Here is a 25,488-nt window from a genome sequence, read left to right on the forward strand (position 1 = left end):
AAGTACGGGCTGGGGGCTGGTATGCCACCCCTCAAGGTCTGCCAAGCACGATATTGCAGTTCCCGGGCTTCCATCTGCTAACGGTTGGGCTTAGGCCTCGTACACTATTACCAGCCGGCTTGCTCCGGTGGCAGCGTCCCGCTCCGCACTCCTGACATATGGCCAAAGCAATAAAAGCAATTGAGTGCCCCAAGTGCGGCAGCACGCAAAAAGTAGCCGTGCGCCCCGACGTGTTTCGGTGCGAGAACTGCAGCACGGAATACTTTCTCGACAACGACGATATCAACGTGAACTACACCGTGCGCCAGCACGCGCCGCCACCGGTCGCGCCCAAGTCACCCTCGTGGGTGCTGGTAGGCATTATTGCCGTGGTAGCCCTGCTGCTGGTAATGGGGGTACGACAGCTGTTTCGGGCCGATGTGCCCCAGCCGGTAACGGTCAACTATTCGGTGGTAGCTGGCGCCGACGACGAGGAGGATACCAAAAAGTACACCTTCAGCAGCCGCGAGGCGCGCCTGTATGTAGCGCCTACCCGACAACCGGTGCTGTTCCAGGTAGGTACCCGCAGCTACCAGCGCGTAACGCCCGACAGCAGCTACGCCAACTTTGTGGACGCCACTACCGGTGCGGTGCTGAAGAGCGTAGCCTTACCGGTTCCGCCCGGCACGTCTTCGCCCGACTTCGACCTCAAGCACTTTTCCAACGGCGACCTGTACATCGTGGCCAACAAAACGGCCGTGTTCCGGGTGGATAAGGCCACCTACGCTATCCGGGACGTAACCAAGGCGCTGTTTCAGGGGCAGCAGGAGCTGGCCAGCGGTATTGCCACCGTGGAAGGGGGCGACGATGACTACGGCGACTACTTCACCCTGTTCACCAACGACGGCCGCAACCTGATGTACTTTCCGCTGATCCGGACCGTCTATAGCAAGGATGACTTCTACGACGCCCGCCACGGCTTCAATACCCTCCGGCCGAAGAGCCCCATCAAGACAGGCTTCATCTTCAGCCGCAAAAGCACTACCTACCCCGAAGACAAAATCCAGCTTATCAAGTACCAGTACCGCGACAATGGTGGCGGGGCCAGGGACCTGCCCCACTTCGAGTGGAGCGACGACTACGGCGGCTCGGGCATCTTCACCGATGCCGACCCCCACGTGAAGCGGCTTATCACGCCCTACGAGCTGAAGGAGGCCCGTATCCTGTCTTACGCCGACTTCACCCCGGGCCGCCTGTACTTCGAGCCGCGGCACCTGGCTTCGGATGAGGAGTACGTGCTGATTGCGTTTAAGCCCACGGCCTCGCCCAGTGCCCTGGTATCGGTCCAGTGTCTGAATGCCCGCACGGGTGCCATCATTTTCACCCAGCCCCTGGCCGCGGGCGCCAGTCCCGAAGAAGCCGTCCGCTACCCCGCCGGCTTTGCCCTGCACGACGGCGACCAAACCTATACCATCAGCCTGAGCGGGCAGCTGAGCAAACCCTCTGAACTCCCGTAATCATGGCTTTTAGCTTTTTTCGCAACCAGCTGGCGTCCGTCATCCAGTGGGCCAACCCGGAGCCGGGCGTACTGATTCATAAATTTCCCTCGGAGCACGATGAGCTCAAGAACGCCAGCAAGCTTATCATCGGGCCCGGCCAGGGCGCCCTGCTGGTGTACGAGGGCCGCGTGGCCGACGTGCTCACCACTGAGGGTATCTACAACCTGGATACCGAGAATATGCCTTTCCTGACCACCCTCACCAAGCTGCGCACAGCCTTTGAGAGCGAGCATAAGGTGAAGGTGTACTTTTTCCGTCGCGCCGAAAACGTGAGCCAGGGCTGGGGTACGGCTATGCCGCTTAAGTACCTTGACCCGGTGTACCAGATTCCGGTGGAGCTGGGGGCCAACGGTACTTTCTCTTTCCGCCTCGACGACGGCGCGCTGTTCTTCGCCGGAATAGCCGGGCAGCAAAACCACTATACCGTGCAGCAGGCCAAGACGCTGCTGCAAAGCCGGATTCCGCCGGTGCTGGCTACCACGCTGGCCGGCGCGCAGTTTTCCTACCAGCAGATTGACGCTCAACTTGGGCCGCTGTCGGCTGCTTTGCACGACCTGCTGGCTCCCGAGTTTGCCCGCCTCGGCTGCGCGCTGACGGACTTCCGCATCAACGGCACCGTGTTCGACAAAGCCACCCAGCAGCGCATCGGCCGCATTTCCGACGTGACGGCTGACACCCAGGCTGCTGCAGCCGGAGGCCTGGGCTATGCTGAGCTGGAAAAGCTGAAAGCCCTGCGCGATGCCGCCCGCAACGAAAGCGGCCTGGCGGGGGCAGGCCTGCAGCTGGGGGCCGGGGCCGAGCTGGGCCGGGTGTTTGCCACCGAAAAGCAGGAAGCCACCAGCGCCCCGGCCGGCGCCGATCCGGTGCAGCAGCTCCAGAAACTTAAGCTGCTGCTCACCGAGGGCATCATCACCCAGGACGAATTTGACGCCAAAAAGAAAGTCTGGCTCGACCAGCTATAACCCCGATTTTTCCCGTGAAAAAGCTGATTGGTGCGGCCATTGTGCTGCTTTGCCTGGCCCTGGCTACCCTGGGCGTACTGCGCATCTGGGGCGTTTCAGTGATCAGCTCCTACACGCTGCTGCGGAGCGGAGCCACGCTGGGCGTGCTGGCTGGCGCCCTTCTGGTGCTGATCATTGTCTGGTTTGCCTTCTTTCCTGACCCAGCCGCGGGCTACGATGCGCAGCGGGGCAACCGCGCCCACCCCAGGCAGTAAAGCCGGGCTATTGGGTAGGCAAGTCAGGTAGAGCGCAGGCAGCAGATGGAAGTAGCGGGCCGTTGGCAAGATCAAAGCAGCGCTTACCTTGTGTCTGCGCATGACTGATCTGCCTCACTACCTTCTTCGTTTCCGCAAGCTCCGCACCAGCCGCTCGGGCGGGGAGGAAGCACCCTATAAACCAGCCCTGCTGCTGGCCATGCTCGAAGGTATTGAAGACGGTGCGGTGCAGGATAATCAGGTTGTTATCACGCCGGAGCTGCTGGCCGCGTTTCAGAGCAACTGCCGCGACCTGAGCGTTTCCGGACGGTTTCAGGCCAACAACTTCGCCCTGCCGTTCTACCACCTCACGGGCGAGACGTTCTGGCACCTGCGCACCCACGCGGGCCTGCCTCTACAGCTCACCGCTTCCGGCTCGCCGCGCAGTCTGGGCCATTTGCGCCAGGTGGTAGCCTACGCGGCCCTCGACTTACCCCTATGGTTGCTGCTCCAGGATGCAGCTAACCGCCAGTTGTTTCGCGAAGCCCTGCTGGACCACTACTTTCCGCAAACCCGCTTCCGCTACCGTCCCAGCGCCGGTTCCAGGGTCCTGCAAGACCTGGGCCGCCAGATGCTGGAAGAGCCGGCCGCCGTGTACCAAACGCACCTGAACCTTGCCGACGAAGTAGAAGCGGCCGTACGCAGTGCCGTGTTCAAGCGGGAAGTGCTGCGCGTGTACGACTATACCTGCGCCATTTCGGGCCTGCAGCTGATTAGCACCGGTACCAGCGCCTTAGCGCCTTTGCTCGATGCCTGCCACATCGTGCCCTGGGCCTTGAGCCACGACGATACCATCGGCAACGGCCTGGCTCTCACGCCCACCCTGCACCGCGCCTTCGACCGCCACCTCCTCCGTATCGACCACGATTACCGCGTGCGGGTCGCCTCGTCCTTCCGGGAGCTGGGCGGCGCCGGGCACGGCTTGCTGCAGTTTGAGGGCGCGAAGCTGCGGCTGCCGGAGCGGCCGGAGTGGTGGCCCCGGTGGGAGGAATTTGTGGCTCGATAAAGAAGATGCCAGCAGGTGCCGCCTTTGGGGCCTAAGCAGTTAAAGCCAGTAGACCATTCGGTGGTATTAATTCGCTAACAGCTGCTCCGCCACCTCGCGGCCGGTTTGCATGGCCGCGTTCAGCGAGGGGTAAGCGGTGTAGTCGCCACAGCGGTAGAGGTGGTCGGTAAGGCGCAGGGGCTGGTGAGCGGGCTGGCCGGCCGGGTACGCGGGCAGGGCCTGCGGCAGCGTGTAGGTGCGCAGATGCTGCCAGCGGGTGGCGTCGGGCCCAAACCACTCTGTTAGCTCCGGGCGAAGCCGGGCCGTGAGGTCGGCCTCGCTCAGGCCGTGCGGCCCATGCGTGCTCACCGATACCAGCCGCTGGCCCGTGGGTGCATAGTCGGCACTTACTTCGGCCGGAAAGGCTACGTTGTGGGCCAGGGCGTCGGGGGCGGCGTTCAGGCGCAGCAGCCGGTCGTGGCGGGAGGGCAACGCGGCGGGCGCGGCAAAATAGGTGCAGGTGGTCTGGTTCCAGCCGGTTTCGGCGGCGGGCTGCCGGGGCAGCAGCTTGCGGGCGGCTTCCCCATCCACGGCCACTACCACAGCGGCAGCCTCCAGCGTCTGGTCGGTCCAGAGGCGCACGGTGGTGCCATCAATGGCTTCCACGGGCGAGTTCAGGCGCACGGTGCCGGCCGGCAGACGGGCCGCCAGCTGCTCGGGAATCTGCTGCATTCCCAGAGCAGGTACCACGGCCTCGCCCTCGGCAAACTGCTGAAACACGAACTCAAAGAAATTGGCTGCCGTGCGCAGGTCGCGGTCCAGGAATACGCCCCCGAAAAATGGCCGGAAAAACGAGGTAATCATCTGCTCGCTCCAGCCATAGTGGTGCAGGAAGCGCAGCGTATCGGTGGCGTTGAGGTCGGGCCGGTTCAGCAGCTCCTGCGGGGTATGCTGGGTCACGTGCCGGGCCAGGCTTACAATGCGCAGCTTATCGGGCAGCGTACCCACTGCCGAGGCCAGGGCCGTAAAAGCCGCCGCAGGCTGGCGCAAAGGGTTTAGCAGGGTAGTCTGTTCGCCATCGGGCAGGCGAATAATGGCGCCCTGCCGGAAGGGCTTCAGGTTCAGGGCGCCATAATCCATCAGGCGCTGCACCTCGGGGTAGCGCGTGAGCAGCACCTGGAAGCCACGGTCGAGGCGGAATCCCTCGGGTGTTACGTCAGTGCGCACGCGGCCCCCCCACGGCATCGGCGGCCTCCAGCACCAGCACGGGGCGGCCGGCGCGGTGCAGGTAGTTGGCACAAGTAAGGCCTGCCATGCCGGCGCCAATAATGATGATGGGTTTTTCGGAAGCAGCAGTCATACCTGCCCAAACTGAGAAACCCGGCGGAAGGTTGGGCGTCAATAGCCACAAGCCGGTCAGTTCCCCTCCTTATCTTAGAGTAGTGGCCGCAGGCCGGGGTGGTCAGGCCAGAGCCAGAGCGTTGGACCTGGTAATTGTTCTGATAGTATTTACCACCCCACCCTTCGGGGCTCTTACTTTAAATCAAGGAGGGGAGTTTTAGCTTTGTCATTGTTTTCTAGCCTTCAAACGACCGCACCGCTTGTACGAAGCGGCGAAGCTTGACAGGGTCGAGGTGGCCGTTGGTGCGGATGCCACTGCACACGTCCACGCCGAAGGGGCGCACGGTGGCCAGGGCCTCCTGCACGTTGTCGGGGTTGAGACCACCGGCCAGGAACACCGGCATATTTAGCCCGTCGCGGATGCGGCGACTAATAGCCCAGTTGTGGGTGCGGCCGGTGCCCCCCAGCTCTTTCACGGCCAGGCCGGGGTTGCCACTGTCCAGCAGAATGGCATTCACGTGCGGGGCTACGCGGTGCGCTTCCTCCTCGGCCCGCTCGTCCACCACGTGAATCACCTGCACCAGCTGAATGCCCGGCAGGGCAGTGCGCAAATCCTGGTAAGAGCCGGTGCTGAGGCGGTCTACAATCTGCAAGGTAGATGTGCCCGTGCGGCACTGGTGCGCAATGATGGCCGAGGTATCGGTTTCGCTGGTAAGCAAAAAGGAACCCACCGCGGGCGGCGTCAGCTCGGCCAGGCGGCGCACCTGGTCGTCGGGCAGGATGCCGGGGCCGGAAGGCATGCGGGCCACCAGCCCCAGCGCGTCGGCCCCGGCGGCTACGGCCAGCGCCAGCTCCTGCGGGGTGCTGATACAGCAGATTTTGATGCGCGGGTGGTAGGTAGGCAGGGCCATGCGGGCGGTTGGATGAGACGGGGGTGAAAGGAGATATCAGAAGGGTACATATGAACGTCATGCCGAGCGCAGCCGAGGCATCTTGCGTGCTTATGTTGTAGTGGTAAATGATTTTACCATACTAGCGAGATGCTTCGACTTCGCGGGCGCCAGATGAAGCATGACGGTCTTTTTGCTCACTCCCCACTCACGCTAAAACAGCTTGCGCCGCTTCATGATTTTGCGGGTTTTCATGGTGTAGAACTCAGCCACACCCGCCCGCCGAAACTGCACTTGCCAGGCGCCCATTACCTGGCCCAGCTTGTAGCCGGTGGCCTGGTCCTGGGGGTACTGCTTTTGGAGCAGGGCGTAGTCGGCGGCGGCTATATCAGTGCCCGGGGTGCCGTGGCAGCGCAGGCACTGGGCGTCGCTGAGCACAATGGGGCGCTGGTAGAAAAACACTTCCGCCGAGGGGCGGCGCACGGTGCGCAGGGTATCAGGAGTGAGCTCAGCGGCGGACAGGGTAGCCCGGTTGCCGGGGTTGCGGGGGCGGCTGCTCACGCGGCGCGGCGCGGCCTCCAGCACCCGCGCCAGCGAATCGATGGAGGCGTAGGTTTCGGGGCGGCAGTAGGGCAGGGCCGCCGCAACGCCGCCCGCCTGCAGCTTTTCGGCCAGCACGCGACGCAGCTCCCGGTCGGCATGGCTTGTGAGCGAGTCACCAGCCCAGCGGGTGGCGCGCAGCAGGTCTTTGGGCAGAATGCGCTTCACCTGCCAGTTTTCGGCCTCAATGGCCAGCTCCTTGGTGTTGCGCAGGTGCTCAATCTGGTCGGGCCGGCAGCCCGTAAGCAGGCTGATAGCCAGGGCCGCACAGAAAATAAAACGCATGGGCAGATAAGTGAGGCGCCGGCGGCGGAAAGCGGCCGACTGTCTTCCCAAAGGTAAGGTAATGACGACAAGCAGGGTTATTACTTTGCTTTAGCGGTCATTTACAACTCATACCAGCCTTGCCTTCTGTCATCCTGAGTGAAGCGAAGGAACTGCCTCTGATGAGCGGCAAAGTTTATTAAATGCCAGTGGCTCTTGCAGGAGAACAAGATTTGCTCCGCAGCCTTGACTTCATCACTTAGGCAGAGGAAGTTCCTTCGCTTCACTCAGGATGACAAACGAAACTACCTTTCCAGAAATGCCCGCAGCGCCTCGTACTCAGGTTCCAGCAGAATGCTTTGCTTGGGCTGCTGCATCAGGCTTTGCAACTCGGCAGGCACCGGCACGGTCTGGCCCGTGGCTGCTTCCACGGCTTCCGGAAACTTGACGGGGTGGGCGGTTTCCAGCAGCAGGCCGTGGGTTTCGGGGTGGCGGCGCAGGTAGTGCTCCAGGGCAAAGTACGCCACGGCCCCGTGCGGGTCGAGCACGTAGCCCGTTTGCTGGTGCACCCGCCGGATGGTGGCCGTCGTTTCCTGATCCGTCACCGAATACCCGCTCAGCAACTCCCGGATAGCTGGGTACTCGTGGCGGAACATTTCCAGAATACGGCCGAAGTTGCTGGGGTCACCCACGTCCATAGCGTTGGAAAGCGTAGCCACGGCCGGCCGCGCCGCATACTGGCCCGAGGTGAGGTAGGCCGGCACTACAGCGTTGGCGTTGCAGGCCGCCACAAAGTGCCCCACCGGCAGCCCCGACACGTAAGCCAGCAGGCCGGCACACAGGTTGCCGAAGTTGCCGCTCGGTACGGCCACCACGGGCGGCTCGTTGGTCTGGGCCAGCGCCTGGGCCACCGCGTAGCAGTAGTACACCTGCTGGGGCAGCCAGCGGGCCACGTTGATGGAATTGGCCGAGGTGAAGCGGCGCTGGCTCATCAGCTCCTGGTCGCGGAAGGCGTGCTTCACCAGGCGCTGGCAGTCGTCGAAGTTGCCGCGCACCTCCAGGGCCGTTACGTTCTGGCCCAGGGCCGTGAGCTGCTGCTCCTGCACCGGGCTCACGCGGCCCGAGGGGTAAAGGATAACGACTTCCACCCCCGGCACCCCCAGAAACCCGCTGGCTACGGCCCCGCCCGTGTCGCCGGAAGTAGCCACCAGCACCGTTACGGGCTGGGTTTCATTGCGGGAAAAATAGCCCAGACAGCGGCTCATAAACCGGGCACCCACGTCCTTGAATGCCAGCGTAGGGCCATGGAATAGCTCCAGCGCGCTGATACGCTCCGCCACCGGCACCAGCGGAAACGGGAAGTTCACCGTCTCGGCGCAGATGCGGCGCAGCTCCGCCTCCGGAATGGCCTCGCCTACGTAGGGAGCCAGCACCATGTAGGCTACTTCGGCCGGTTCCAGGTTAGGAAGCTGCTCTACGAAGCCGGCCGGGAAGCGCGGAATGGTTTCGGGGAAGTACAGGCCGCCGTCGGGTGCCTGCCCGGCAATGGTGGCCGCCCGGAAATCCACGGTTTCCGACTGGCGGTTGAGGCTGTAGTAGCGCATGCGGGTTGAGGTTGTTTTTATTTGTTTGTTCTCCTTCATCCTGAGCAGCGCGAAGGACCTTATGACAACTGAACGATGTCAGGCGGACACCTTCTTTAGCCCGCAGAAGACACAGAGGTTTGCGCAGAGCTGTTCTGCCGTGACAATGTCCTGCGTGCCGCTCAGGATGAAGGAGAAAGAATTAGTGAGTTCATGAATTCTCCACCACCTGGCAGCCCAGTGGGTTGATGGTGGTCAGGTAGACGTGGTGCTCCAAGCCCAGGCGCTGGTAGGTTTCGCGCATCACAGTTTCCACGGCGCGGGCGGTGGCTTCGTCCTGGCTGAGCATAAAGAGAGACGGGCCCGAGCCGGAAATACCCCCCACCCAGCGCCCCCACGGCGCGGCCGCCGTCTTTCACTTCCCGGAAGCCCGGAATGAGGATGCTACGCACGGGCTCCACAATCACGTCTTCGAGGGAGCGGCCGATAAGGGCGTAGTCGTGCTTGAGCAGGCCGGCCACCAGCCCGCCCACGTTGCCCCACTGCCGGATGGCGTCCTGCAGGCTCACCTGCCGCTTGAGAATCTGGCGGGCGTCGGAGGTCTTCACCTCAATCTGCGGGTGTACTACCGTCACGAACAGCGGCGGGGCGTCGAGCGGTACCACGTCGGGCGTAGGCGTGGTGGCCCGGATCAGCGTCACGCCCCCGTAGATGCCCGGCGCAATGTTGTCGGCGTGGCGCACGCCGGAAGCTACTTCCTCCCCGTACATGGCAAAATCTACCAGCTCCGGCTTGCTGAACCGGTTGCCCAACAGCTGGTTCAAGCCCACCACTGCCCCGGCCGCGCTGGCGGCGCTGCTGCCAATGCCACTGCCCGGCCGGATGGCCTTGCGGATGCGTACTTCTACGCCGGGCACTTCCGGTACGGCCCGCAACATAGCCAGCAGCGCGGCCCCCGCTACGTTGCGGGTGGGCTCGGTGGGCAAGCCGAAGTCATCTTCGTTGATGATGACCACGCCGGGCTCCTCCAGCAGGCGCAGGTGCATCACGTCGTTGGGGGCAGCCAGGGAAAACCCCAGCACATCGAACCCGCACACCATGTTGGCCACAGTGGCGGGAGCATGCACGCAGACGGTATCAGGAGAGAAAGGCATATAGCAACTCTGAAACAGCGTGTTTGGGAGCTTACAAAAATGTCGTTTTCGTCATGCTGAGCGAAGCCGAAGCATCTCTACCGCTTCGTTGCGGTAGTAATTCAACGAAGCGGTAGAGATGCTTCGGCTTCGCTCAGCATGACAATTCCCAAGCATGCTCTAGCTCTGCACCGCCCGTAGTACGTCGGCAAACACGCCCGAAGCGGTTACTTCGGCACCGGCGCCGGCACCCTTGATGACGAGGGGCTGCTCCACGTAGCGGTTGGTGTAGAAAAGCACGGCGTTGTCCTTGCCCTGGAGCGAGTATAAATCGTGGCTGGGCGCTACTGCCTGGAGGCCCACGCGGGCTTGTCCATCGGCAAAGCTGGCTACAAAACGCAGCTTTTTGCCTTCGGCCGCCGCCGCGTCGTACAGCCCCCGGAAGTGGGGCTCGTGCACGGCCAGCTGCTCGTAGAACGCGGGCACGTCGCCTTCCAGGCAGGAAGCCGGCAGGAAAGACTCATTTTCTACGTCGCTCATTTCCAGCGGGTGGCCGGCCTCGCGGGCCAGAATCAGGATTTTGCGGGCCACGTCTACGCCCGTCAGGTCGAGGCGCGGGTCGGGCTCGGTGTAGCCTTCGTCCTGGGCCTGGCGCACTACCTCAGCGAAGGGCCGCGTGCCGTCGTAGTTATTGAACACGAAGTTGAGCGTGCCTGACAGCACGGCCTGCATCCGCTGCACCTCGTCGCCGCTGCGCAGCAGGTCGCCCAGGGTGCCGATGATGGGCAAACCCGCGCCCACGTTGGTTTCAAACAGGAAATGGGTGTTGAACTCCTGGGCCAGGGACTTCAGGCGGGCGTAGTTCTGGTACTCTGAGGAGGCTGCCACCTTGTTGCAGGCTACCACAGCCACGCTTTTTGCCAGCAGCCCGGCGTACACCTGGGCCACGTCGGCGCTGGCCGTCACGTCCACGAACACCGTGTTGCGCAGGTTCAGGGCCAGCAACTGCTCGGTAAGCTTCGACAGATCCAGCGGCTGCCCGGCTTCCAGGGCGGCCTGCCAGCTGCTGAGGTCGATGCCTTCCTCGTCGAGCACAAACTGCTTGCTGGTAGCCAGACCCACTACGCGCAGGTTCAGGCGCAGCTTTTCGCGCAGCCAAGCTTGCTGCCGGCTGAGCTGCTCCAGCAGCTTGCGGCCCACGTTGCCCACGCCCGTCACCACCACGTTCACTTGGCGCGTGGTGGCCTCAAAGAAGGTTTCGTGCAGCACGTTGATGGCCTTGCGCACGTCCTGCTGGCGAATTACGGTGGAAATGTTCTTCTCCGAGGAGCCTTGGGCAATGGCCCGGATATTCACCCCGTTCTGGCCCAGCGCCCCAAACATGCGCCCACTGATGCCGGGGTGGTTTTTCATTTGCTCGCCCACCAGTGCCACAATGGCCAAGTCATCTTCCCGGTCAAGCGGGTCGAGGCGGCCGGCCTGGATTTCTGGGGCAAATTCCTCGTTGGCTGCCTGCTGGGCACGGGCCGCCTCGGGCGCACTCACGGCCACGCAGATGGAGTGCTCGGAGGAGCTTTGGGTGATGAGAATAACGTTGACTTCTTCCCGGGCCAGGGCCGCAAACAGCCGCCGCGAAAAACCCGGAATGCCCACCATGCCGCTGCCTTCGAGCCGCAGCAAAGCCACCGGCCCAATGCTCGACAGGCCCCGCACAAAGGCATGGTTGGCCGGCGAGGCCACTTCCACCAGCGTGCCCGCATCCTCGGGCGCGAAGGTGTTCTTGATCCAGAGCGGAATTCCCGAGCGCATCACCGGCTGAATGGTGGGCGGATACAGCACCTTGGCCCCGAAGTGGGAGAGTTCCATAGCCTCCTGGTAGGAGATGCGCGGGATGGTGCGGGCAGCGCGCACCAGGCGCGGGTCGGCTGTCATCATGCCGCTCACGTCGGTCCAGATTTCGAGCTGCGTGGCGTCCAGTGCGCCGGCAAAAATGGCAGCGGTATAGTCGGAGCCGCCGCGGCCCAGGGTGGTGGTGCTGCCATCGGGGGCTGAGGCCACAAAGCCGGGCGCCACATACAGCGGCGCACCGGCCTCCTGCACGGCCGCCTGAATGCGGGCGTTGGTGGCACCGAAGTCCACGGTGGCGTGGCCATATTTCGTGTCGGTACGGATAAGCTGCCGGCTGTCGAGCCACTGATGCGCCGCGCCCCGAGCTGCCAGGCCCGCCGCTACTATCTTAGAGGAGAGCAGCTCCCCGTAGCTCACCAGCTTATCGAGGCTGCGGTTGGACAGCTCACCCAGGGCAAAAATTCCGTCGCAGATGCTTTCCAGCTCGTTGCAGTGGGTTTTGACGGCACTGAGCACGGCGCTTTGGCCCGTGATGGGCAGCAGTTCGCGCACCACGGCCAGGTGGCGCTGCTCCAGCTCCTGCAGCTGCTCGCGGTAGCCGGCATCGGCCGCGGCGGCGCGGCGGCCGGCCGCAATCAGGGCATCCGTTACGCCGCCCAGCGCCGATACCACTACCACCGTGGGCTGCTGCCGGGCAGCGGCCTCGGCGAGGTCCAGCACCCGCCCGATGTTGGCGGCCGTCGCCACCGACGAGCCCCCGAATTTCAAAACCTGCATAGCCTCTGGCTTCATAATGGACAAGAAAAAACCCGCTTCGCGGCGGCAGCTCCTGGGGCGGGGCTTACCGGCGAGGCGGGCGGCGAATCAAGGGTGAAAGAGGATTCCGCGGCCCGCTAGCGGGTTGTAATCACAGTTGTCCCGGTGCCAATCGTGAAGATTGGCCGTGCGTGGAAGAAAGCCTGAATAGCACGAAGCGGGGCCATGAATGCGGGGTTGATGGCCGCAAAGTAGAAACCTTTTCTACACCGCAAAGGCTTTCGTATAAAATTATCTACGATTTCTACCGCCTGGTTTCTGGCGTCAATTAGTGGCCTGAAGCGGATTTTATCTGCATAGCTTTTTTGGTGTTTCAGCTGATTATCAGCTATTCGGCAAACTAACCGGGTTCGTCCGCCTGGAACAACCCCGCAGCCCGGATTACTATGGCTAGAAGACAACAGTAGATTTTTTTGGCTGGCAAGGTCCACATCGGGCAACGGGCAGCGGCTTAGCGCTCAGGTTTTTCGGAGTATATATCGTCGGCGGCGTTTGCGTACCTTTGCACTCCCAATACATTTTCAGAAGAGAGATGCTAGATAAACTGGAGGCCATTCAACGGCGCTTTGAGGACGTGAGCGAGCAGCTCACCCAGCCCGACGCCATGAGCGACATGAAGCGCTTCAAGGCCCTCAATAAAGAATACAAGGACCTGGGCAAAATCGTGACCGAGTACAAGGCCTACCAGAACGTGCTGGCCAACATCGACAACGCCAAGGAGGTCATTTCCACCGAAAAGGACGAGGACTTTCGCCAGATGGCCAAGGACGAGCTGGAAACGCTCTACCCCGAGCAGGAACGCCTGGAAACCTACATCAAGGAGCTGCTGATTCCCAAAGACCCCAACGACAGCAAGGACGTCATCATGGAAATCCGGGCCGGGGCCGGGGGCGACGAGGCCGCCATCTTCGCCGGCGACCTGCAGCGCATGTACATGCGCTACGCCGAGCGCAACGGCCTGAAAATGGACTTGATTGACGCCACCGAAGGCACCAGCGGGGGCTACAAGGAAATTATCCTGGCCGTGAAGGGCGAGGACGTGTACGGCAAGCTCAAGTTTGAGTCGGGCGTGCACCGCGTGCAGCGTGTGCCGGCCACCGAAACCCAGGGCCGCATCCACACTTCGGTAGCCTCCATCGTGGTGATGCCGGAAGCCGAGGAGCTGGACGTGCAGATCGACATGAACGACGTGCGCAAGGACCTGTTTATGTCGTCGGGCCCCGGCGGGCAGTCGGTAAACACCACGTACTCGGCCGTGCGCCTCACCCACTTGCCCACCGGCCTGGTGGCCCAGTGCCAGGACCAGAAGTCCCAGCTTAAAAACTTCGACAAGGCCCTACAGGTGCTTCGCTCGCGGATTTATGAGATTGAGCTGGCCAAGAAAAACGAAGCTGAAGGCGCCCAGCGCAAGAGCATGATTGGCGGCGGCGACCGGTCCGACAAAATCCGCACCTACAACTACCCCCAGGGCCGCGTAACCGACCACCGCATCGGCTTCACGGTGTACAACCTGGCCAGCGTGATGGAAGGCAACATCGACGAGTTTGTGGAGCAGCTGCGCCTGGCCGAAAGCGCCGAGCGTCTGCAGGAAGGTGTAGGCTAGTCGCACTAACTATTAGCTTCGGCACGTTGGTCATGCTGAGCGTAGCCGAAGCATCTCGCTAGTGTGGTAAATATGAGTTACTAAACTAGCAAGATGCTTCGGCTACGCTCAGCATGACGTTTTTTATACGGGTTTCTTTTATGCGCTTTCTCCTGCCTCTTCTCCTGATTTTCTCGGCGGCGGCCACGCTGCTGCCCGGCTGTGAGCCCAAGGAGGATCTGCTGACTACGGACCGCAACGCCAAGCTGGAGTTTTCGACGGATACGGTGCTGTTTGACACCGTATTCACGCAGGTGGGCACCGTATCCAAGCGGCTGTGGGTGTATAACCGCAATGCCCGGGCCGTGCGGGTGGAGCAGCTGCGGCTGGCCGGCAAAGCCCCCGGCACCTACTCGCTCATCATCAACGGCGACGACCAGCCAACGGCAGACGGATTGGAAATCAAGGGGAAAGACAGCGTGCAGATCCTGGTGAAAGCCGTGCTGGGCCAGGTAGCCAAGGACAAGCCCTTTCTGGTGGAAGACGAGCTGCAGTTTCTTACCAATGGCAACGAGCAGCAGGTAAAGTTGGTAGCCTACGGGCAGAACGCCTACTTCCACGCCGAAGAAACCCTGAAGTGCGACGAGGTGTGGCGCAACGACAAGCCCCACGTCATCTACGGCTACGCGCTGGTAGACAAGAACTGCCGCCTGACCATTGAAACCGGCACGCGCGTGTACAGCCACGCCGGCGCGGCCCTGGTAGTGCGCGGGCAGCTGCGCATCAACCCCGATTTGCAGCCTTCGGCCGAAATGAAGCCCGACGACCCACGGTTCGTGCGCTTTCAGGCCGACCGTCTGGAGCCGTTCTACAACGACATTCCGGGCCAGTGGGCCGGCATTCAGCTCGACGCCAGCAGCCACGACAACGTAGTGCGCTACGCCGAAATCAAGAACGCCGCTTTCGGGCTGGTGGTCCTGAACCTCGACAACGTGGCGCCGCGCCCGGCAGTGCTGGTCGAAAACAGCATCATTAAGAACATTTCGGCGGCGGCTTTGCAGTTTGGCAGCACCACGGCCCCGTTCGGCGGCGGCATCCTCAGCTTTTCCGGCGACGTGACGGTGAACAACTCTCTATTTACCAACTGCGGGGAGTTTGCGGTAGCGGGCTTCCAGGGCGGGCGCTACGTGCTTAACTATTGCACCGTGGCCAACTATACGCCCCAGTTCAATCGCCGCGAAACTTCCTCGCTCACTTTCTCCGATGAGCTGCCGGTGAAGGCGCCGCCGCGCCGCGTGAGCCCTGAGGTAACGGTGCGCAACAGCATTGTGTGGGGCTCGTTCGAGGATGAGCTATACTTCGAAAATGCCGAGCGGTACCTGGGCAATATCAGCGTTACGAACAGCCTGCTGCGCACCAAGGAGTACACTGCAACGGCCAGCAGCGCCACCAAGCCCGGCTTCGGCAACGGCGGCAACGTCCTTAATCAGGACCCCAAGTTCAGGAAAACGTACCTGAACAGCACGGCCGATAAGTTCGATTTCCGCCTCGACACGCTTTCCCCGGCCGGCAACAAAGCCGTGCCGCTGCCCGGCCTGGAATACGACCTGCTCCGCCTGACCCGTGACCCGGCCACGCCCGACCTGGGGGCCTACGAGCGGAAAAACCCGTAAGCCCGATGGTGTTCATTCAGAAACGCCTGCGCCTGCCGGCCGTGCGCCGGGGCTTTCATCTGATTACCGATCTGCTGGTGGCCGAGCTACCCGAGCTGGAACAGCTGCAGGTGGGCACCGCGCACTTCTTTATCCAGCATACCTCCGCCAGCCTGAGCATCAACGAAAACGCCGACCCCACCGTGCGTCACGACTTCGAGGCTTTCTTCAACCGCGTGGTGCCCGAAAACGCGCCGTACTTCCAGCACACCCAGGAAGGCCCCGATGATATGCCGGCCCACCTCAAAGCCAGCCTGTTGGGCCATGCCGTGAGCGTACCCATCAGCCGGGGCGAGTTGGCGCTAGGCACCTGGCAGGGCATTTACCTGGGGGAGCACCGCAACCACGGCGGCCGCCGCTGGCTGGTGGCTACCTTGATGGGAGAAATAGCTCGGACATAGCGCCGCTGAAGGCTCTGGTGCGGCTAAATGCTTTGTTTCCAGTGGGCCGCCTGCAGCGGTTTTGCGTATAGAGACAACCATCTGCTGGTTTGCCTCATGTTTGCTGCTCTGTTTTCGTCTGCTAAAGCTGCTTTCAGCGCTGCCCTTTACGCGGCGTTGCTGTTGAGTGCGTGCAGCGCAGCTCCGGCCGAGGAAGATGTTGCCAAGGAAGTCAGGAGCAAGCGAGCAGTTGCCCGGCGGGAGGTGTATGCTGGCCCAACGGCGCTGCCTACCCGCACCCTGCGCATCACCAACGATACGCTGGCCGGTGACCCGTTCGGGCAGGAGCTGACGGTGGAGCAACTGGTAGCAGCCGGGGCCCGCGTAGCTGCCCGCAAGCCTTTCCAGAACCGCCACGTGCCCGGGCAAACCGATACGATTGTGGTGCTGCGCCACCAGGGAAACGTATTTGCGTTTTACCGCACGCCGGAGAAAGACCTGCTGCAGGATGCCAGCGTTACCAACTTTCAGCCCGCCTACGGCCAGCGCCTGAAGCGCCGTCTGCAAAAGGCCCACCGCGCCAGCCGCCAGTCCATTGATAAGGTCCGAATCGGGGACACCGAGCGGGCCAACTACGTATCGGTGACGTTCCAGCAGGGCCGCCTGAGTGCGGTACACGTGGAGCCGTACGTGGATTAAGTACGAAGCTACTGCACTCGGCTGCTCACCGCGTACCGTACTGAGTCGAACAAGACTAGCTTTTGCACCCCATCTACCCGGTAGCTGGCCACTTGGCCCTGCTGGCAGTGCAGCTCCAGCTTTTTGCTAGAGTACACCAGCGGGTTGTCCTGGGTAATAACGGCTTCCACGGCTACCACCTGCGGGCCGCTGGTCAACACGGTGAGCTGTCGTACTGGGTGCTCAATGCCCGGCCGACGCTGGTAGCGGCGACGTAACAGACCGTTTTCCACGGTAGAATCAACGGTATACGCGCCGCGCAACGCCGGTTTGGTGATATCGGCCTGCTGGAAAATCTGCAGCTCCTTGCTCCAGTCCAAGTGGTTTACCTGGGTGGTTTCCTCGCCGCCCGTGCGCAGACGCACCTGTTTGGTAACGCCGGGCTGCCGCTGGTTGAGCTGTTTGGCCTGGTCTTCCAGAAACGCGTTCAGCGCAAAATAGCGGGAGCGGGGCGCGGGCTGGCCGGGCGTAGTTCCGGTATCGGAGCTGCACGCCGCGGCCAGCCACGCCAAGCCCAGCAGCCACGTCTTACGCATTCGGGCTGGTTTGGGGTTGGAGCAGGCTTACGCCACTCATTTCCTCCGGCTGCGGCAGGCCCATCAGCTGCAATACCGTGGGCGCGATGTCGCCGAGCTTGCCATTGTTCAGCGCGCCGCGGTAGTCGTTGTCGGCCAGGATGCAGGGTACCAGGTTGGTGGTGTGGGCCGTGTTGGGTGTGCCGTCGGGGTTCACCATCATGTCGGCGTTACCGTGGTCGGCAATGATGATGCAGGCGTAGTTGCTGGCCAGGGCGGCCTCAATTACGTCGTGGGTGCAGGTGTCCACGGTTTCCACGGCCTTCACGGCAGCCTCAAACACACCGGTGTGGCCTACCATGTCGGGGTTGGCGAAGTTAAGCACAATGAAGTCGGCCGATCTGGCCTGCAGCTCTGGCACCAGGGCGTCGCGCAGCTCGTAGGCACTCATTTCAGGCTGCAGATCGTAGGTGGCCACTTTGGGCGAGGCGCGCATGATGCGGGTTTCGCCGGCAAACTCTACCTCACGGCCACCCGAGAAGAAGAACGTGACGTGCGGGTACTTTTCCGTCTCAGCCATGCGAATCTGCTTTTTGCCGTTGGCAGCCAGCACTTCGCCCAGGGTCTGGTCGAGGTTGTCCTTCTCGAAAATCGGCGTGACGCCCACAAATGTGGCGTCGTAGTTCGTCATGGTGAGGTAGTGCAGGTTCAGCCGGTGCATGTTGAAGGCGTGAAAATCCTGCTGGGTGAGGGCCTGCGTGATTTCGCGCCCCCGGTCGGTGCGGAAGTTAAAGCACAGCACCACGTCGCCTTCCTGAATGGTGGCCAGCGGCAGCCCATCGGCGCCCACCTTCACAATAGGCTTCAGGAATTCGTCGGTCAGGCCCGCCTTGTAGGAGTCGAGCATGCTCTGAATCAGGTTCTGGGAAGGCGTGCCCTTGCCGTTCACCAGCAAGTCGTAGGCTTCTTTTACCCGCTCCCAGCGGTTGTCGCGGTCCATGGCGTAGTAGCGCCCCACAATGGACGCAATTTTGCCGCTGGCCCCGCGCTGCAGGTGCTGCTCCAGGTCGTTCACGTAGCTCACGCCGCCCTTGGGGTCGGTGTCGCGGCCGTCGGTGAAGGCGTGGATAAAGACGTTGTGCACGTCGGCGTCGTGGGCCAGGGTGCAGAGGGCTTTCAGGTGCTCTATATGGGAGTGCACGCCCCCATCCGACAGCAGCCCGATGTAGTGCACGTTTTTACCGTTGGTGCGAGCGTAGTCGAATGCTTTGGTGAGAGCCGGCATGGAGCCCAGCTTCCGCTCCCGGATGGATTTGTTGATGCGCACCAGATCCTGGTATACCACGCGGCCGGCTCCAATGTTCATGTGGCCCACCTCGGAATTGCCCATCTGCCCATCCGGCAGGCCTACTGCTTCGCCCGAGGCCTGGAGCTTACTGTGCGGAAACCGCTGAAACAACGAATCAACGTACGGCGTGCGTGCTTTTGCAATGGCCGAAACTTCCGGGTTAGTGCCCAGGCCCCACCCGTCCAGAATTACCAACAGTACCTGTTTATTCATGGTGCAAAGATAGTGGGACGTGCTGAACCGCCGGGATTTTGTTAGTATTGTCTGTGAAGAAGAATGCCGGGTATTATTTGCTTCCTTGTAGGGGGTTGGCATAATTTTGGCCTACGGCCGGGCATTCCACTGTTAGATATGAAAACTTCCTTTTTCCGTACGCTATTGCTGGTTGGCCTGTTGCTGGCCGCCGTGGTAGGCGCCCAGGCCCAGGGCGACGCCTTCGGGGCCGTGCGCGGGGCCATCCGTAGCGGTTCCTCGCGTGGGGTGGCGCAGCACTTCGGCTCCAGCGTAGAGCTGGGCTTCGATGGCGACAAGCAAAGCTACAGCGCCACCCAGGCCGAGTTCGTGCTCAAAGACTTCTTCGCCAAGAACGCGCCCACGAGCTTCGAGTTCATTCACCAGGGTTCCTCGGAGGGCGGCATTCAGTACGCCATCGGCAAATATGTGGGGAAAAGCGGTACGTACCGGGTGTTTATCAAGATAAAACCCGCCCAGGGCAAGCAGTTGATTGACACGATTGACTTCACGAAAGAATAAAAAAGCGCTGTCGGCTTTTTAGTTGCGCAGGCCCCGATGCAAGTCGGGGCCTTTTCTTTTCTATTTTTGCACCGTGCAAACCGCCTCCTACCTCACCCCCGAAGCTCTGACCACGTTTATCCGCACTGCCCTGGCCGAAGACGTCGGCGACGGCGACCATTCGTCGCGGGCAGCTATTCCGGCTACGGCCCGCAACCGGGCGCATCTGCTGGTAAAAGGCGAAGGTGTGCTGGCCGGCGTAGAGCTGGCCCAGCTCATCTTCGCGGAGGTGGACGCGGCGCTGCAGGTGGAAGTGCGCCTGAACGATGGAGCCCGCGTGCAGCACGGCGACGTCGCTTTTGTGGTAGAAGGGCCGGCGCGCAGCATCCTCACGGCCGAGCGGCTGGTGCTCAACTGCATGCAGCGCATGAGCGGCATTGCCACCTACACGGCAAACCTGCAGCAGAAGCTGGCCGGCACCCGCGCCCGCCTGCTCGATACCCGCAAAACCACGCCCAACTTCCGCCTGTGCGAGAAGTGGGCGGTGCTCATCGGGGGCGGTACCAACCACCGCTACGGCCTCTTCGACATGATTATGCTAAAGGACAACCACGTGGACTACGCGGGCGGTATCCGGCAGGCCATCGAAGCTACCCACACGTACCTGCGCGAGCTAGGCCGCCAGCTGCCCATTGAGGTGGAAACCCGTACGCTGGCCGAAGTTCAGCAGGCCCTGGAAGTAGGCGGCATCGACCGGATCATGCTCGACAACATGAGCCCGGCCCAGATGCAGGAAGCCGTAGCCCTGGTGGCCGACCGGTTTCCGCTCGAAGCCAGCGGCGGCATCACCGAGCAAACCATTGCCGAGGTAGCCGCCACCGGCGTCGACTACATTTCCGTGGGTGCCCTCACGCATTCGGCCGATAGCCTGGACATGAGTTTGAAAGCGTTTTAGTTTAATGTGAAGAATGTGAGGGAATGTGCTCATGTGCTCAGGCAGCACAATTCACTGGCTCTGAGCACATCCATCAGCACATTAGCACATTCATCACATTAGCACATTCCTTACCCAATGCAACAACCCAATCAACGTGGATTCCGGCAGGCGCAAGGCCCTTCGCCGCTCGCCATCCGCACCAAGAAAAACCAGCTCAGCTCCGAAACCTACGTGCGCATGGCCCTCACGGAAGTGTGGAAGCGCGAGTGGTGGTACGCCCTTATTCCGCTCGTGGTCCTGCTGCTGCCGGCCATCTTCGTGTTTTCGTGGTGGCTGGTAGCCGCGGCCGTACTCGTGACGGTGCTGTTCGTGGTGCTGCGCTCGGCCCAGGTGCAGGCCCTGGCCCAGCACGAGCAAAGCAAAGCCCTCTTTGAGCGCGTGAACTTTGAAATCGACCAGCGCCACGTGCTCATGAAGCTCAATGACAAGCAGGGTATGAACATTCCCTGGGAAATGATTGACCGCGTGCACTACAAGGATGGCGCTTACCAGCTCTACCTGAAAACGCCCGAAAACGTGGAAATGCCTACCGGCTGGCGCGGCTGGGTGGCCCGCACGTTCCAGGTGCCTATGTTTCTGTACCTGCCCACGCGCATCTTCAACTCGCCCAACGACCTGAAGCTGTTTGAATCAATGCTGCGCCGCAAAAATCTGCTGCCGGCCGAAGTTAAAGCCGCTCCCGCCGCCGCTGCCTAACTGATAAGCAGCCGGTTACGCAAGCCAATAGCCAGGAGCTTCCGGTTAATAGCTTGCCCGTCTTAACCCTGAGCCGTCCGCGCCTCGTACCTTTGCCTAAACGACTTTTGTTGCTTACCCTTATGAACGCAAAACATCTGCTTTTCTGCCTGGCTGGTGGCCTGGCCCTCGCCTCGTGCAGCAGCGAACCATCTGACTTTCGTCCCGGCCAGAAAGTATCGTTGGATATGGTAGCCCCCGGCACCCGCTCCAGCCAAAACTTCGACATCTTGGAAGAGCACGCCGAAGAAAAAAAGCACGATAACGGCGGCATCGTGGAGCGCCCCATCAGCTCACACGCCGAGGCCCTGGACAAGGATGCCAAGCCCACGGCCGAGCACTCCACCACGGCCAAAGGTGCGCAAGTAGAAGCCACGAAAAACGTGGAAGAAGACCCGGATGCCGCCCTCACGCAGGACGGCGACAAGCACTAGTTTTCGGCGCTACGCTCCTTCGTTGATGCTACATGTAAGTAAGAAAGCTGCGGCTGGCCTCGGGCTGGTCGCAGCTATTGCTTTGGCCGGTTGCCAGAGCGAGCCGGCGGCCACTACCGCCGATAGCCCGGCAGCCACCGAAGCGCCCACCGCCCAAACGGCGGCCTACCTCTGCCCCATGGCCTGCGAGGGCAGTGCCAGCCAACAGCCCGGCAAGTGCCCGGTGTGCGGCATGGACCTGGAGCCGAACCCGGCCGTAAAAGCCGCTCCTGCCGCGCCCGATTCGCTGTAAACCAGCGCAATGAGGCTGGTTCTTTGTTGATTTCAGTGATTTTCCCGCATGATGCAGCCCGGCCCGGAGTGGTTTAGCACGTGGTTCGATTCGCCGTACTACCACCTGCTCTACCGTGACCGGGACGAGCAAGAGGCCCGGCGCTTTATTGATCAGCTGCTGGCTTACCTGCACCCCAAGCCCTCCTACCGCCTGCTGGACTTGGCCTGCGGCAAAGGCCGCCACGCCATTTACCTGAGCGAGCAGGGCCTCGACGTGACGGGCGTAGACCTTTCGCCGAAGAGCATTGCGCACGCCCGGCAGTTTGCCCATACCTGCCTGCACTTTCACGTGCACGACATGCGCGACCCGCTGCCCTACGGCCCCTTCGATTTCATTTTCAATCTGTTCACGAGCTTTGGCTACTTTCAGCACGAAACGGAAAATGTGGTGGCCCTCCGCTCGGCGACTCAAGCCCTGCGCCCCGGTGGCAAGCTCGTCATCGACTTTCTGAACACCGAGCGTACGGTGCGGGAGCTGGTGGCCTACGAAGAAAAAACGGTGGACGGCATCACCTTCCGCATCAGCCGCCACCTCGACAGTGGCTTCATCGTGAAGGACATTCGCTTTGCGGACAGACAGGGGCAGGATCAGCACCACCAAGAGCGGGTGCGGGCGCTTAGTCGGGAGTCGTTTGAGGAGTATTTCGCTATGGCCGGGCTGCGGCTGGCTGAAGTCCTGGGCAACTACCGGCTGGAGCCGTTTGAGCAGGCCACATCGCCGCGCATGATCTTCATCCTGAAAAAATACGCCTGACTTTGAGGGGTATAGCCCGGGCGCCAAAACCCCGGTGGCTTGCCGGAGCTTATAGCTATTCGCCTGCTGTCAGGATTTTACATGGTCGTTCCAACGTGAACGGGCTGTCGGCTGCCGGCCGGGCAGTGGATGCCCATGCACGCAACGGACAGCTATTGACTTACCACTTACTTACCCACCCCATGTGGATTGCCTTGTTTGTGCTGTTTGCCGCCGTGCTGGGTGCCGGCTGGCTCACGCGCTTCGTGCCTACGGCCCACACCACCTGGATGAAGCCGCTGCTGGCCTTCAGCGGGGCGTATCTGTTTACGCTTACCATCACGCACCTGCTGCCAGAAGCACTGCAGATGATACCCGACTCTCCCCGGGTGGGCTACTTCGTGCTGGCGGGCTTTTTCGGGCAGTTGGTGCTGGAGGTCTTTTCGCAGGGCGTAGAGCACGGACACATGCACCACCACACCTCCCACGTGGGGCGGGTGCCGTTTCTGCTACTGGGCGCGCTGGTGGTGCACTCGTTTCTGGAAGGCAGCATTATGGTGCCCGGCTCCGCTACCGGTGAGGTTGGCCAAAATTACTATCTGATTATGGCCGGGGTGGCCCTCCACCACATTCCGGCGGCCTTTGCCCTGATGGCTACCTTGCTGTTGCGGCTGGGCAGCTTCCGGCGGGCACTGCCGTTTCTGGTGCTGTTCGCGCTGGCCTCGCCGGCGGGCGTGCTGGTAAGCAACTACGTAGTGCTGGATGAGCTGCTGACGGGCGGCTGGTACGCGGCCCTGCTGGGCCTGGTAGCCGGCAACTTCCTGCACGTGTCTACCACTATTCTCTTCGAAACCAGCCCCGAGCACCGGCTGCCCTGGCCCAAGCTGGTAGCCACCATTGCAGGTACCGCGCTGGCCCTGCTGGTCGCGTAGGCTACGCTAGCGGCTAGGCTTAGCGTTAGCCAATATCGAGCGTGGGGGCACCGCCGAGTAGAAAACGCTCCAACTGAGCGGCGCGGGCCTGCTGGCGGCGCAGCTCCTGCTGCAGCTGCAGCAACCGTCGGCGCATTAGCAGCACCACGTCTATGCTTTCGGAACTCAGGCCCAGGTCGTGGTGCAGGCGGGCGAGGCGGGCCAGGTGGGTGGGCTCTTCCTCGAGCGTGTTGGGCGCTTCGGCCATGCGCAACAGCCCCAGATCCACAAATTCGCGCACAACTGCCTCGCTCAACCCGTACGTCGAAGCGCAGTCGTGGTAAGTGATGGTGATGAAATGAGTTTCCATAGGGGAGTGGTTCTATGGTTGATGGCTGAATGGTTGATAGTTGTTGGGGAGCTGCTGTTCTTCAACGTATAGTAGTGACTTATTGGAAGCGCTGCTGCGGCCTGGGCCAGGCAGAAAACCATCCAGCCACTCAGCCAGAATACCCTTAAGCCACTACTTCCGCAGGGCGGCAAGCTGACGGAGCAGGTCTTTTTCCTGGTCGGTGAGGTTGCTAGGAAGCGTGAGCGTGAGGCGCAGGTACAGGTCGCCAAACTGGCCGGGCTGGCGGTACACCGGGAAGCCTTTGCCGCGCAGGCGCAGGCGGGTGCCATTGGGCGTTTCGGGCTTGATGGTTATTTTGACCGGGCCTGCCAGCGTATCGACCTGCTGCTCGCCGCCCAGCAGCGCCGTGTAAATGCTCACGGGCACATCCATTGTCAGGTCGGCACCGGAGCGGGTATAGCGCGCATCGGGGCGCAGGCGGAAGGTAATAAAGAGGGAGCCGCTGGGGCCTCCGTTGCGGCCGGGGGCGCCCTGGTCGCGCAGGCGGATGGTTTGCCCGTCTTCCACGCCGGGCTGGATGGTGAGGCGCAGGTTTTTGCCGTTGACGATGAGCGTGCGCGGCCCGCCGTGGTAGGCTTCTTCCAGGGAAAGCTCTAACTCCGCTTGGTAGTCCTGCCCGGCTCCGGCGCGGCCGCCACTTGTACGGCCACCCCCCATATTGCCGAAAATAGAGCTGAAAAAGTCCGAAAAATCGGCTTCGTCGCCGAAAGGACTGTTGCCGCCGAAACCACCGCCGCCCGGTTGCCCGTATTGGGAGTACTGCGACCAGTCGAAGCCCCCGCCGCCTCCGCGGCTGCCGGCCTGCTGGTAGCGTTGCCAGTCGGCGCCCAGCTGGTCGTACTTCTGGCGCTTTTCCGGGTCGCTGAGTACCTCGTTGGCCTCGTTCACTTCCTTGAAGCGCTGTTCGGCCTCCGGGTTGTTGGGGTTCACATCGGGGTGATGCTGGCGGGCCAGTTTGCGGTAAGCCTTCTTGATCTGGTCGGCGGTGGCGTTTTTTTCCACGCCCAGCACTTTGTAGTAGTCTTTGTAGTCCACGTAAGAAAATGAGCCGTAGAGTGATAGGAATGAAACCTGGGCGGCCCCAGTAGCCTCATTCCGGCAAACGCAGGGCCCCGCGCGGAGGTTGCCCACCCGCTACTGGCCCAGTTTTTGTCTTCGCGCCAAAGACGTAATTTACTTGCCTCCAACGTTGTTTTCCACCCTTACCATCCCTGATATGAAGCGCATTGTACTTGCCACGGCTACGTTGCTGCTGGCTGCCAGCTGCTGGTCCTCCGCTCAGGCCCAGACCAAACTTCCGCCCCGCCGCACGGTGGCACCCAAGGCCAAAGCCACCGCCCCCAAGGGCGTGACAATGAAAGAAGGCTTTACCGTGAAAGAGGGGAAAGTGCTGGTGACCCGCAATGGCCTTACCTCCACCGTGGCGCAACCCGAAAAGCTCGTCAACGGCACGACCATCAAGTCCGATGGCACCGTGATTCTGCGCGACAGCACGCATGTGATGATGAAGGAGGGCGACGAGCTGTCGTTGAGCGGCCGCCTCACCACCAAAGCTATGCAGGCTGAGCAGGATAGCCTCATGAACGTGGTAAAAGAAAACACCAAAATGAAGCTCAAGTCCAAGCGAAAAGGCCGATAAGAGCAAGCTTTTAGCGAAAGTAAAAAAGAGGAAG

The 25,488-nt window shown here is 61.8% G+C and carries 27 protein-coding genes and 1 pseudogene; 16 read left to right on the forward strand and 12 right to left on the reverse strand.

Annotated features, from left to right (window positions below; all coding sequences use genetic code 11):
- The first annotated feature begins 158 nt into the window (after window positions 1–158).
- The 4 genes from LRS06_RS10695 (at window position 159) to LRS06_RS10710 (ending at window position 3,799) form a co-directional block, all read left to right on the forward strand.
- Entirely contained in the window at window positions 159–1,496 is a 1,338-nt protein-coding gene (locus LRS06_RS10695) for a transposase (protein WP_257871476.1), read from the forward strand.
- Between the two features lie 2 nt (window positions 1,497–1,498).
- Window positions 1,499–2,500, forward strand: coding sequence for an SPFH domain-containing protein (locus LRS06_RS10700; protein ID WP_257871477.1), 1,002 nt, complete (start codon window positions 1,499–1,501; stop codon window positions 2,498–2,500).
- Window positions 2,501–2,514: 14 nt separating this feature from the next.
- Window positions 2,515–2,754 (forward strand): hypothetical protein, encoded by a 240-nt coding sequence (locus LRS06_RS10705; RefSeq protein ID WP_257871478.1) that lies wholly within the window; start codon window positions 2,515–2,517, stop codon window positions 2,752–2,754.
- A 100-nt stretch (window positions 2,755–2,854) separates the two neighbouring features.
- Window positions 2,855–3,799, forward strand: a complete 945-nt coding sequence (locus tag LRS06_RS10710; RefSeq protein ID WP_257871479.1) for an HNH endonuclease — start codon at window positions 2,855–2,857, stop codon at window positions 3,797–3,799.
- A gap of 66 nt (window positions 3,800–3,865) precedes the next feature.
- On the opposite strand, the gene LRS06_RS10715 is transcribed toward LRS06_RS10710, so the two are convergent.
- From LRS06_RS10715 to thrA, 8 genes and pseudogenes are all read right to left on the reverse strand, one after another.
- The gene (locus LRS06_RS10715; RefSeq protein WP_257871480.1) at window positions 3,866–5,005 is read right to left on the reverse strand and encodes an FAD-dependent oxidoreductase; all 1,140 of its coding nucleotides are present in this window, start codon (window positions 5,003–5,005) and stop codon (window positions 3,866–3,868) included.
- A complete protein-coding gene (locus LRS06_RS10720) occupies window positions 4,995–5,138 on the reverse strand; it encodes an FAD-dependent oxidoreductase (protein ID WP_257871481.1) in 144 nt (47 codons plus the stop codon). The genes LRS06_RS10715 and LRS06_RS10720 overlap by 11 nt, the downstream gene beginning before the upstream one ends.
- Before the next feature lie 217 nt (window positions 5,139–5,355).
- Window positions 5,356–6,030, reverse strand: coding sequence for a phosphoribosylanthranilate isomerase (locus LRS06_RS10725; RefSeq protein WP_257871482.1), 675 nt, complete (start codon window positions 6,028–6,030; stop codon window positions 5,356–5,358).
- Window positions 6,031–6,222: 192 nt separating this feature from the next.
- Window positions 6,223–6,894, reverse strand: coding sequence for a DUF3365 domain-containing protein (locus LRS06_RS10730; protein WP_257871483.1), 672 nt, complete (start codon window positions 6,892–6,894; stop codon window positions 6,223–6,225).
- A 284-nt stretch (window positions 6,895–7,178) separates the two neighbouring features.
- A complete protein-coding gene (thrC, locus tag LRS06_RS10735) occupies window positions 7,179–8,477 on the reverse strand; it encodes a threonine synthase (RefSeq protein ID WP_257871484.1) in 1,299 nt (432 codons plus the stop codon).
- A gap of 190 nt (window positions 8,478–8,667) precedes the next feature.
- A complete protein-coding gene (locus tag LRS06_RS10740; protein WP_257873403.1) occupies window positions 8,668–8,805 on the reverse strand; it encodes a hypothetical protein in 138 nt (45 codons plus the stop codon).
- Window positions 8,806–8,896: 91 nt separating this feature from the next.
- Window positions 8,897–9,610 (reverse strand): annotated as a pseudogene (locus tag LRS06_RS10745) (homoserine kinase); the annotation flags it as partial.
- Window positions 9,611–9,769: 159 nt separating this feature from the next.
- The gene (gene thrA, locus LRS06_RS10750) at window positions 9,770–12,229 is read right to left on the reverse strand and encodes a bifunctional aspartate kinase/homoserine dehydrogenase I (protein ID WP_257871485.1); all 2,460 of its coding nucleotides are present in this window, start codon (window positions 12,227–12,229) and stop codon (window positions 9,770–9,772) included.
- 556 nt (window positions 12,230–12,785) lie between these two features.
- Here thrA and prfA point away from each other — a divergent pair.
- The 4 genes from prfA to LRS06_RS10770 all read left to right on the forward strand — a co-directional run bounded on the left by prfA (window position 12,786) and on the right by LRS06_RS10770 (window position 16,626).
- The gene (gene prfA, locus LRS06_RS10755) at window positions 12,786–13,856 is read left to right on the forward strand and encodes a peptide chain release factor 1 (protein WP_257871486.1); all 1,071 of its coding nucleotides are present in this window, start codon (window positions 12,786–12,788) and stop codon (window positions 13,854–13,856) included.
- A gap of 140 nt (window positions 13,857–13,996) precedes the next feature.
- A complete protein-coding gene (locus LRS06_RS10760) occupies window positions 13,997–15,508 on the forward strand; it encodes a right-handed parallel beta-helix repeat-containing protein (protein ID WP_257871487.1) in 1,512 nt (503 codons plus the stop codon).
- Between the two features lie 5 nt (window positions 15,509–15,513).
- A complete protein-coding gene (locus tag LRS06_RS10765) occupies window positions 15,514–15,948 on the forward strand; it encodes a secondary thiamine-phosphate synthase enzyme YjbQ (protein ID WP_257871488.1) in 435 nt (144 codons plus the stop codon).
- 96 nt (window positions 15,949–16,044) lie between these two features.
- A complete protein-coding gene (locus LRS06_RS10770; protein ID WP_257871489.1) occupies window positions 16,045–16,626 on the forward strand; it encodes a hypothetical protein in 582 nt (193 codons plus the stop codon).
- 8 nt (window positions 16,627–16,634) lie between these two features.
- Here LRS06_RS10770 and LRS06_RS10775 read toward each other — a convergent pair whose 3' ends face one another.
- Both LRS06_RS10775 and gpmI read right to left on the reverse strand, forming a co-directional pair.
- Window positions 16,635–17,201: a hypothetical protein gene (locus LRS06_RS10775; protein WP_257871490.1), complete on the reverse strand. Its 567-nt coding sequence runs from the start codon at window positions 17,199–17,201 to the stop codon at window positions 16,635–16,637.
- On the reverse strand, window positions 17,194–18,741 hold the full coding sequence (gpmI, locus tag LRS06_RS10780; RefSeq protein ID WP_257871491.1) for a 2,3-bisphosphoglycerate-independent phosphoglycerate mutase: 1,548 nt from the start codon (window positions 18,739–18,741) through the stop codon (window positions 17,194–17,196). Before gpmI ends, LRS06_RS10775 begins: the two co-directional genes overlap by 8 nt.
- A 138-nt stretch (window positions 18,742–18,879) precedes the next feature.
- Between gpmI and LRS06_RS10785 the strand changes: the two genes are divergently transcribed.
- From LRS06_RS10785 to LRS06_RS10815, 7 genes are all read left to right on the forward strand, one after another.
- Window positions 18,880–19,281, forward strand: coding sequence for a DUF4783 domain-containing protein (locus LRS06_RS10785; RefSeq protein WP_196956275.1), 402 nt, complete (start codon window positions 18,880–18,882; stop codon window positions 19,279–19,281).
- Between the two features lie 73 nt (window positions 19,282–19,354).
- On the forward strand, window positions 19,355–20,215 hold the full coding sequence (nadC, locus tag LRS06_RS10790) for a carboxylating nicotinate-nucleotide diphosphorylase (RefSeq protein ID WP_257871492.1): 861 nt from the start codon (window positions 19,355–19,357) through the stop codon (window positions 20,213–20,215).
- A 117-nt stretch (window positions 20,216–20,332) separates the two neighbouring features.
- Entirely contained in the window at window positions 20,333–20,953 is a 621-nt protein-coding gene (locus LRS06_RS10795) for a hypothetical protein (protein ID WP_257871493.1), read from the forward strand.
- A gap of 122 nt (window positions 20,954–21,075) precedes the next feature.
- On the forward strand, window positions 21,076–21,426 hold the full coding sequence (locus LRS06_RS10800; RefSeq protein ID WP_257871494.1) for a hypothetical protein: 351 nt from the start codon (window positions 21,076–21,078) through the stop codon (window positions 21,424–21,426).
- A gap of 25 nt (window positions 21,427–21,451) precedes the next feature.
- Window positions 21,452–21,718 (forward strand): heavy metal-binding domain-containing protein, encoded by a 267-nt coding sequence (locus LRS06_RS10805; protein WP_257871495.1) that lies wholly within the window; start codon window positions 21,452–21,454, stop codon window positions 21,716–21,718.
- 48 nt (window positions 21,719–21,766) lie between these two features.
- Window positions 21,767–22,513, forward strand: coding sequence for a class I SAM-dependent methyltransferase (locus LRS06_RS10810; RefSeq protein WP_308239898.1), 747 nt, complete (start codon window positions 21,767–21,769; stop codon window positions 22,511–22,513).
- 182 nt (window positions 22,514–22,695) lie between these two features.
- The gene (locus tag LRS06_RS10815) at window positions 22,696–23,424 is read left to right on the forward strand and encodes a ZIP family metal transporter (RefSeq protein WP_257871496.1); all 729 of its coding nucleotides are present in this window, start codon (window positions 22,696–22,698) and stop codon (window positions 23,422–23,424) included.
- Window positions 23,425–23,449: 25 nt separating this feature from the next.
- Here the strand turns inward: LRS06_RS10815 and LRS06_RS10820 are convergent, their stop codons facing one another.
- Window positions 23,450–23,773, reverse strand: a complete 324-nt coding sequence (locus LRS06_RS10820) for a chaperone modulator CbpM (protein WP_257871497.1) — start codon at window positions 23,771–23,773, stop codon at window positions 23,450–23,452.
- A gap of 153 nt (window positions 23,774–23,926) precedes the next feature.
- Complete coding sequence (locus LRS06_RS10825; RefSeq protein ID WP_257871498.1) at window positions 23,927–24,850, reverse strand: J domain-containing protein; 924 nt, start codon at window positions 24,848–24,850, stop codon at window positions 23,927–23,929.
- 181 nt (window positions 24,851–25,031) lie between these two features.
- On the opposite strand from LRS06_RS10825, the gene LRS06_RS10830 reads away from it, so the two are divergent.
- Window positions 25,032–25,454 carry a DUF6799 domain-containing protein gene (locus LRS06_RS10830; protein WP_257871499.1) on the forward strand — a complete coding sequence of 141 codons (423 nt, stop codon included), beginning with the start codon at window positions 25,032–25,034 and terminating at the stop codon, window positions 25,452–25,454.
- Window positions 25,455–25,488 lie beyond the last annotated feature (34 nt).

The sequence above is a fragment of the Hymenobacter sp. J193 genome (assembly GCF_024700075.1).
GTDB lineage: Bacteria > Bacteroidota > Bacteroidia > Cytophagales > Hymenobacteraceae > Hymenobacter.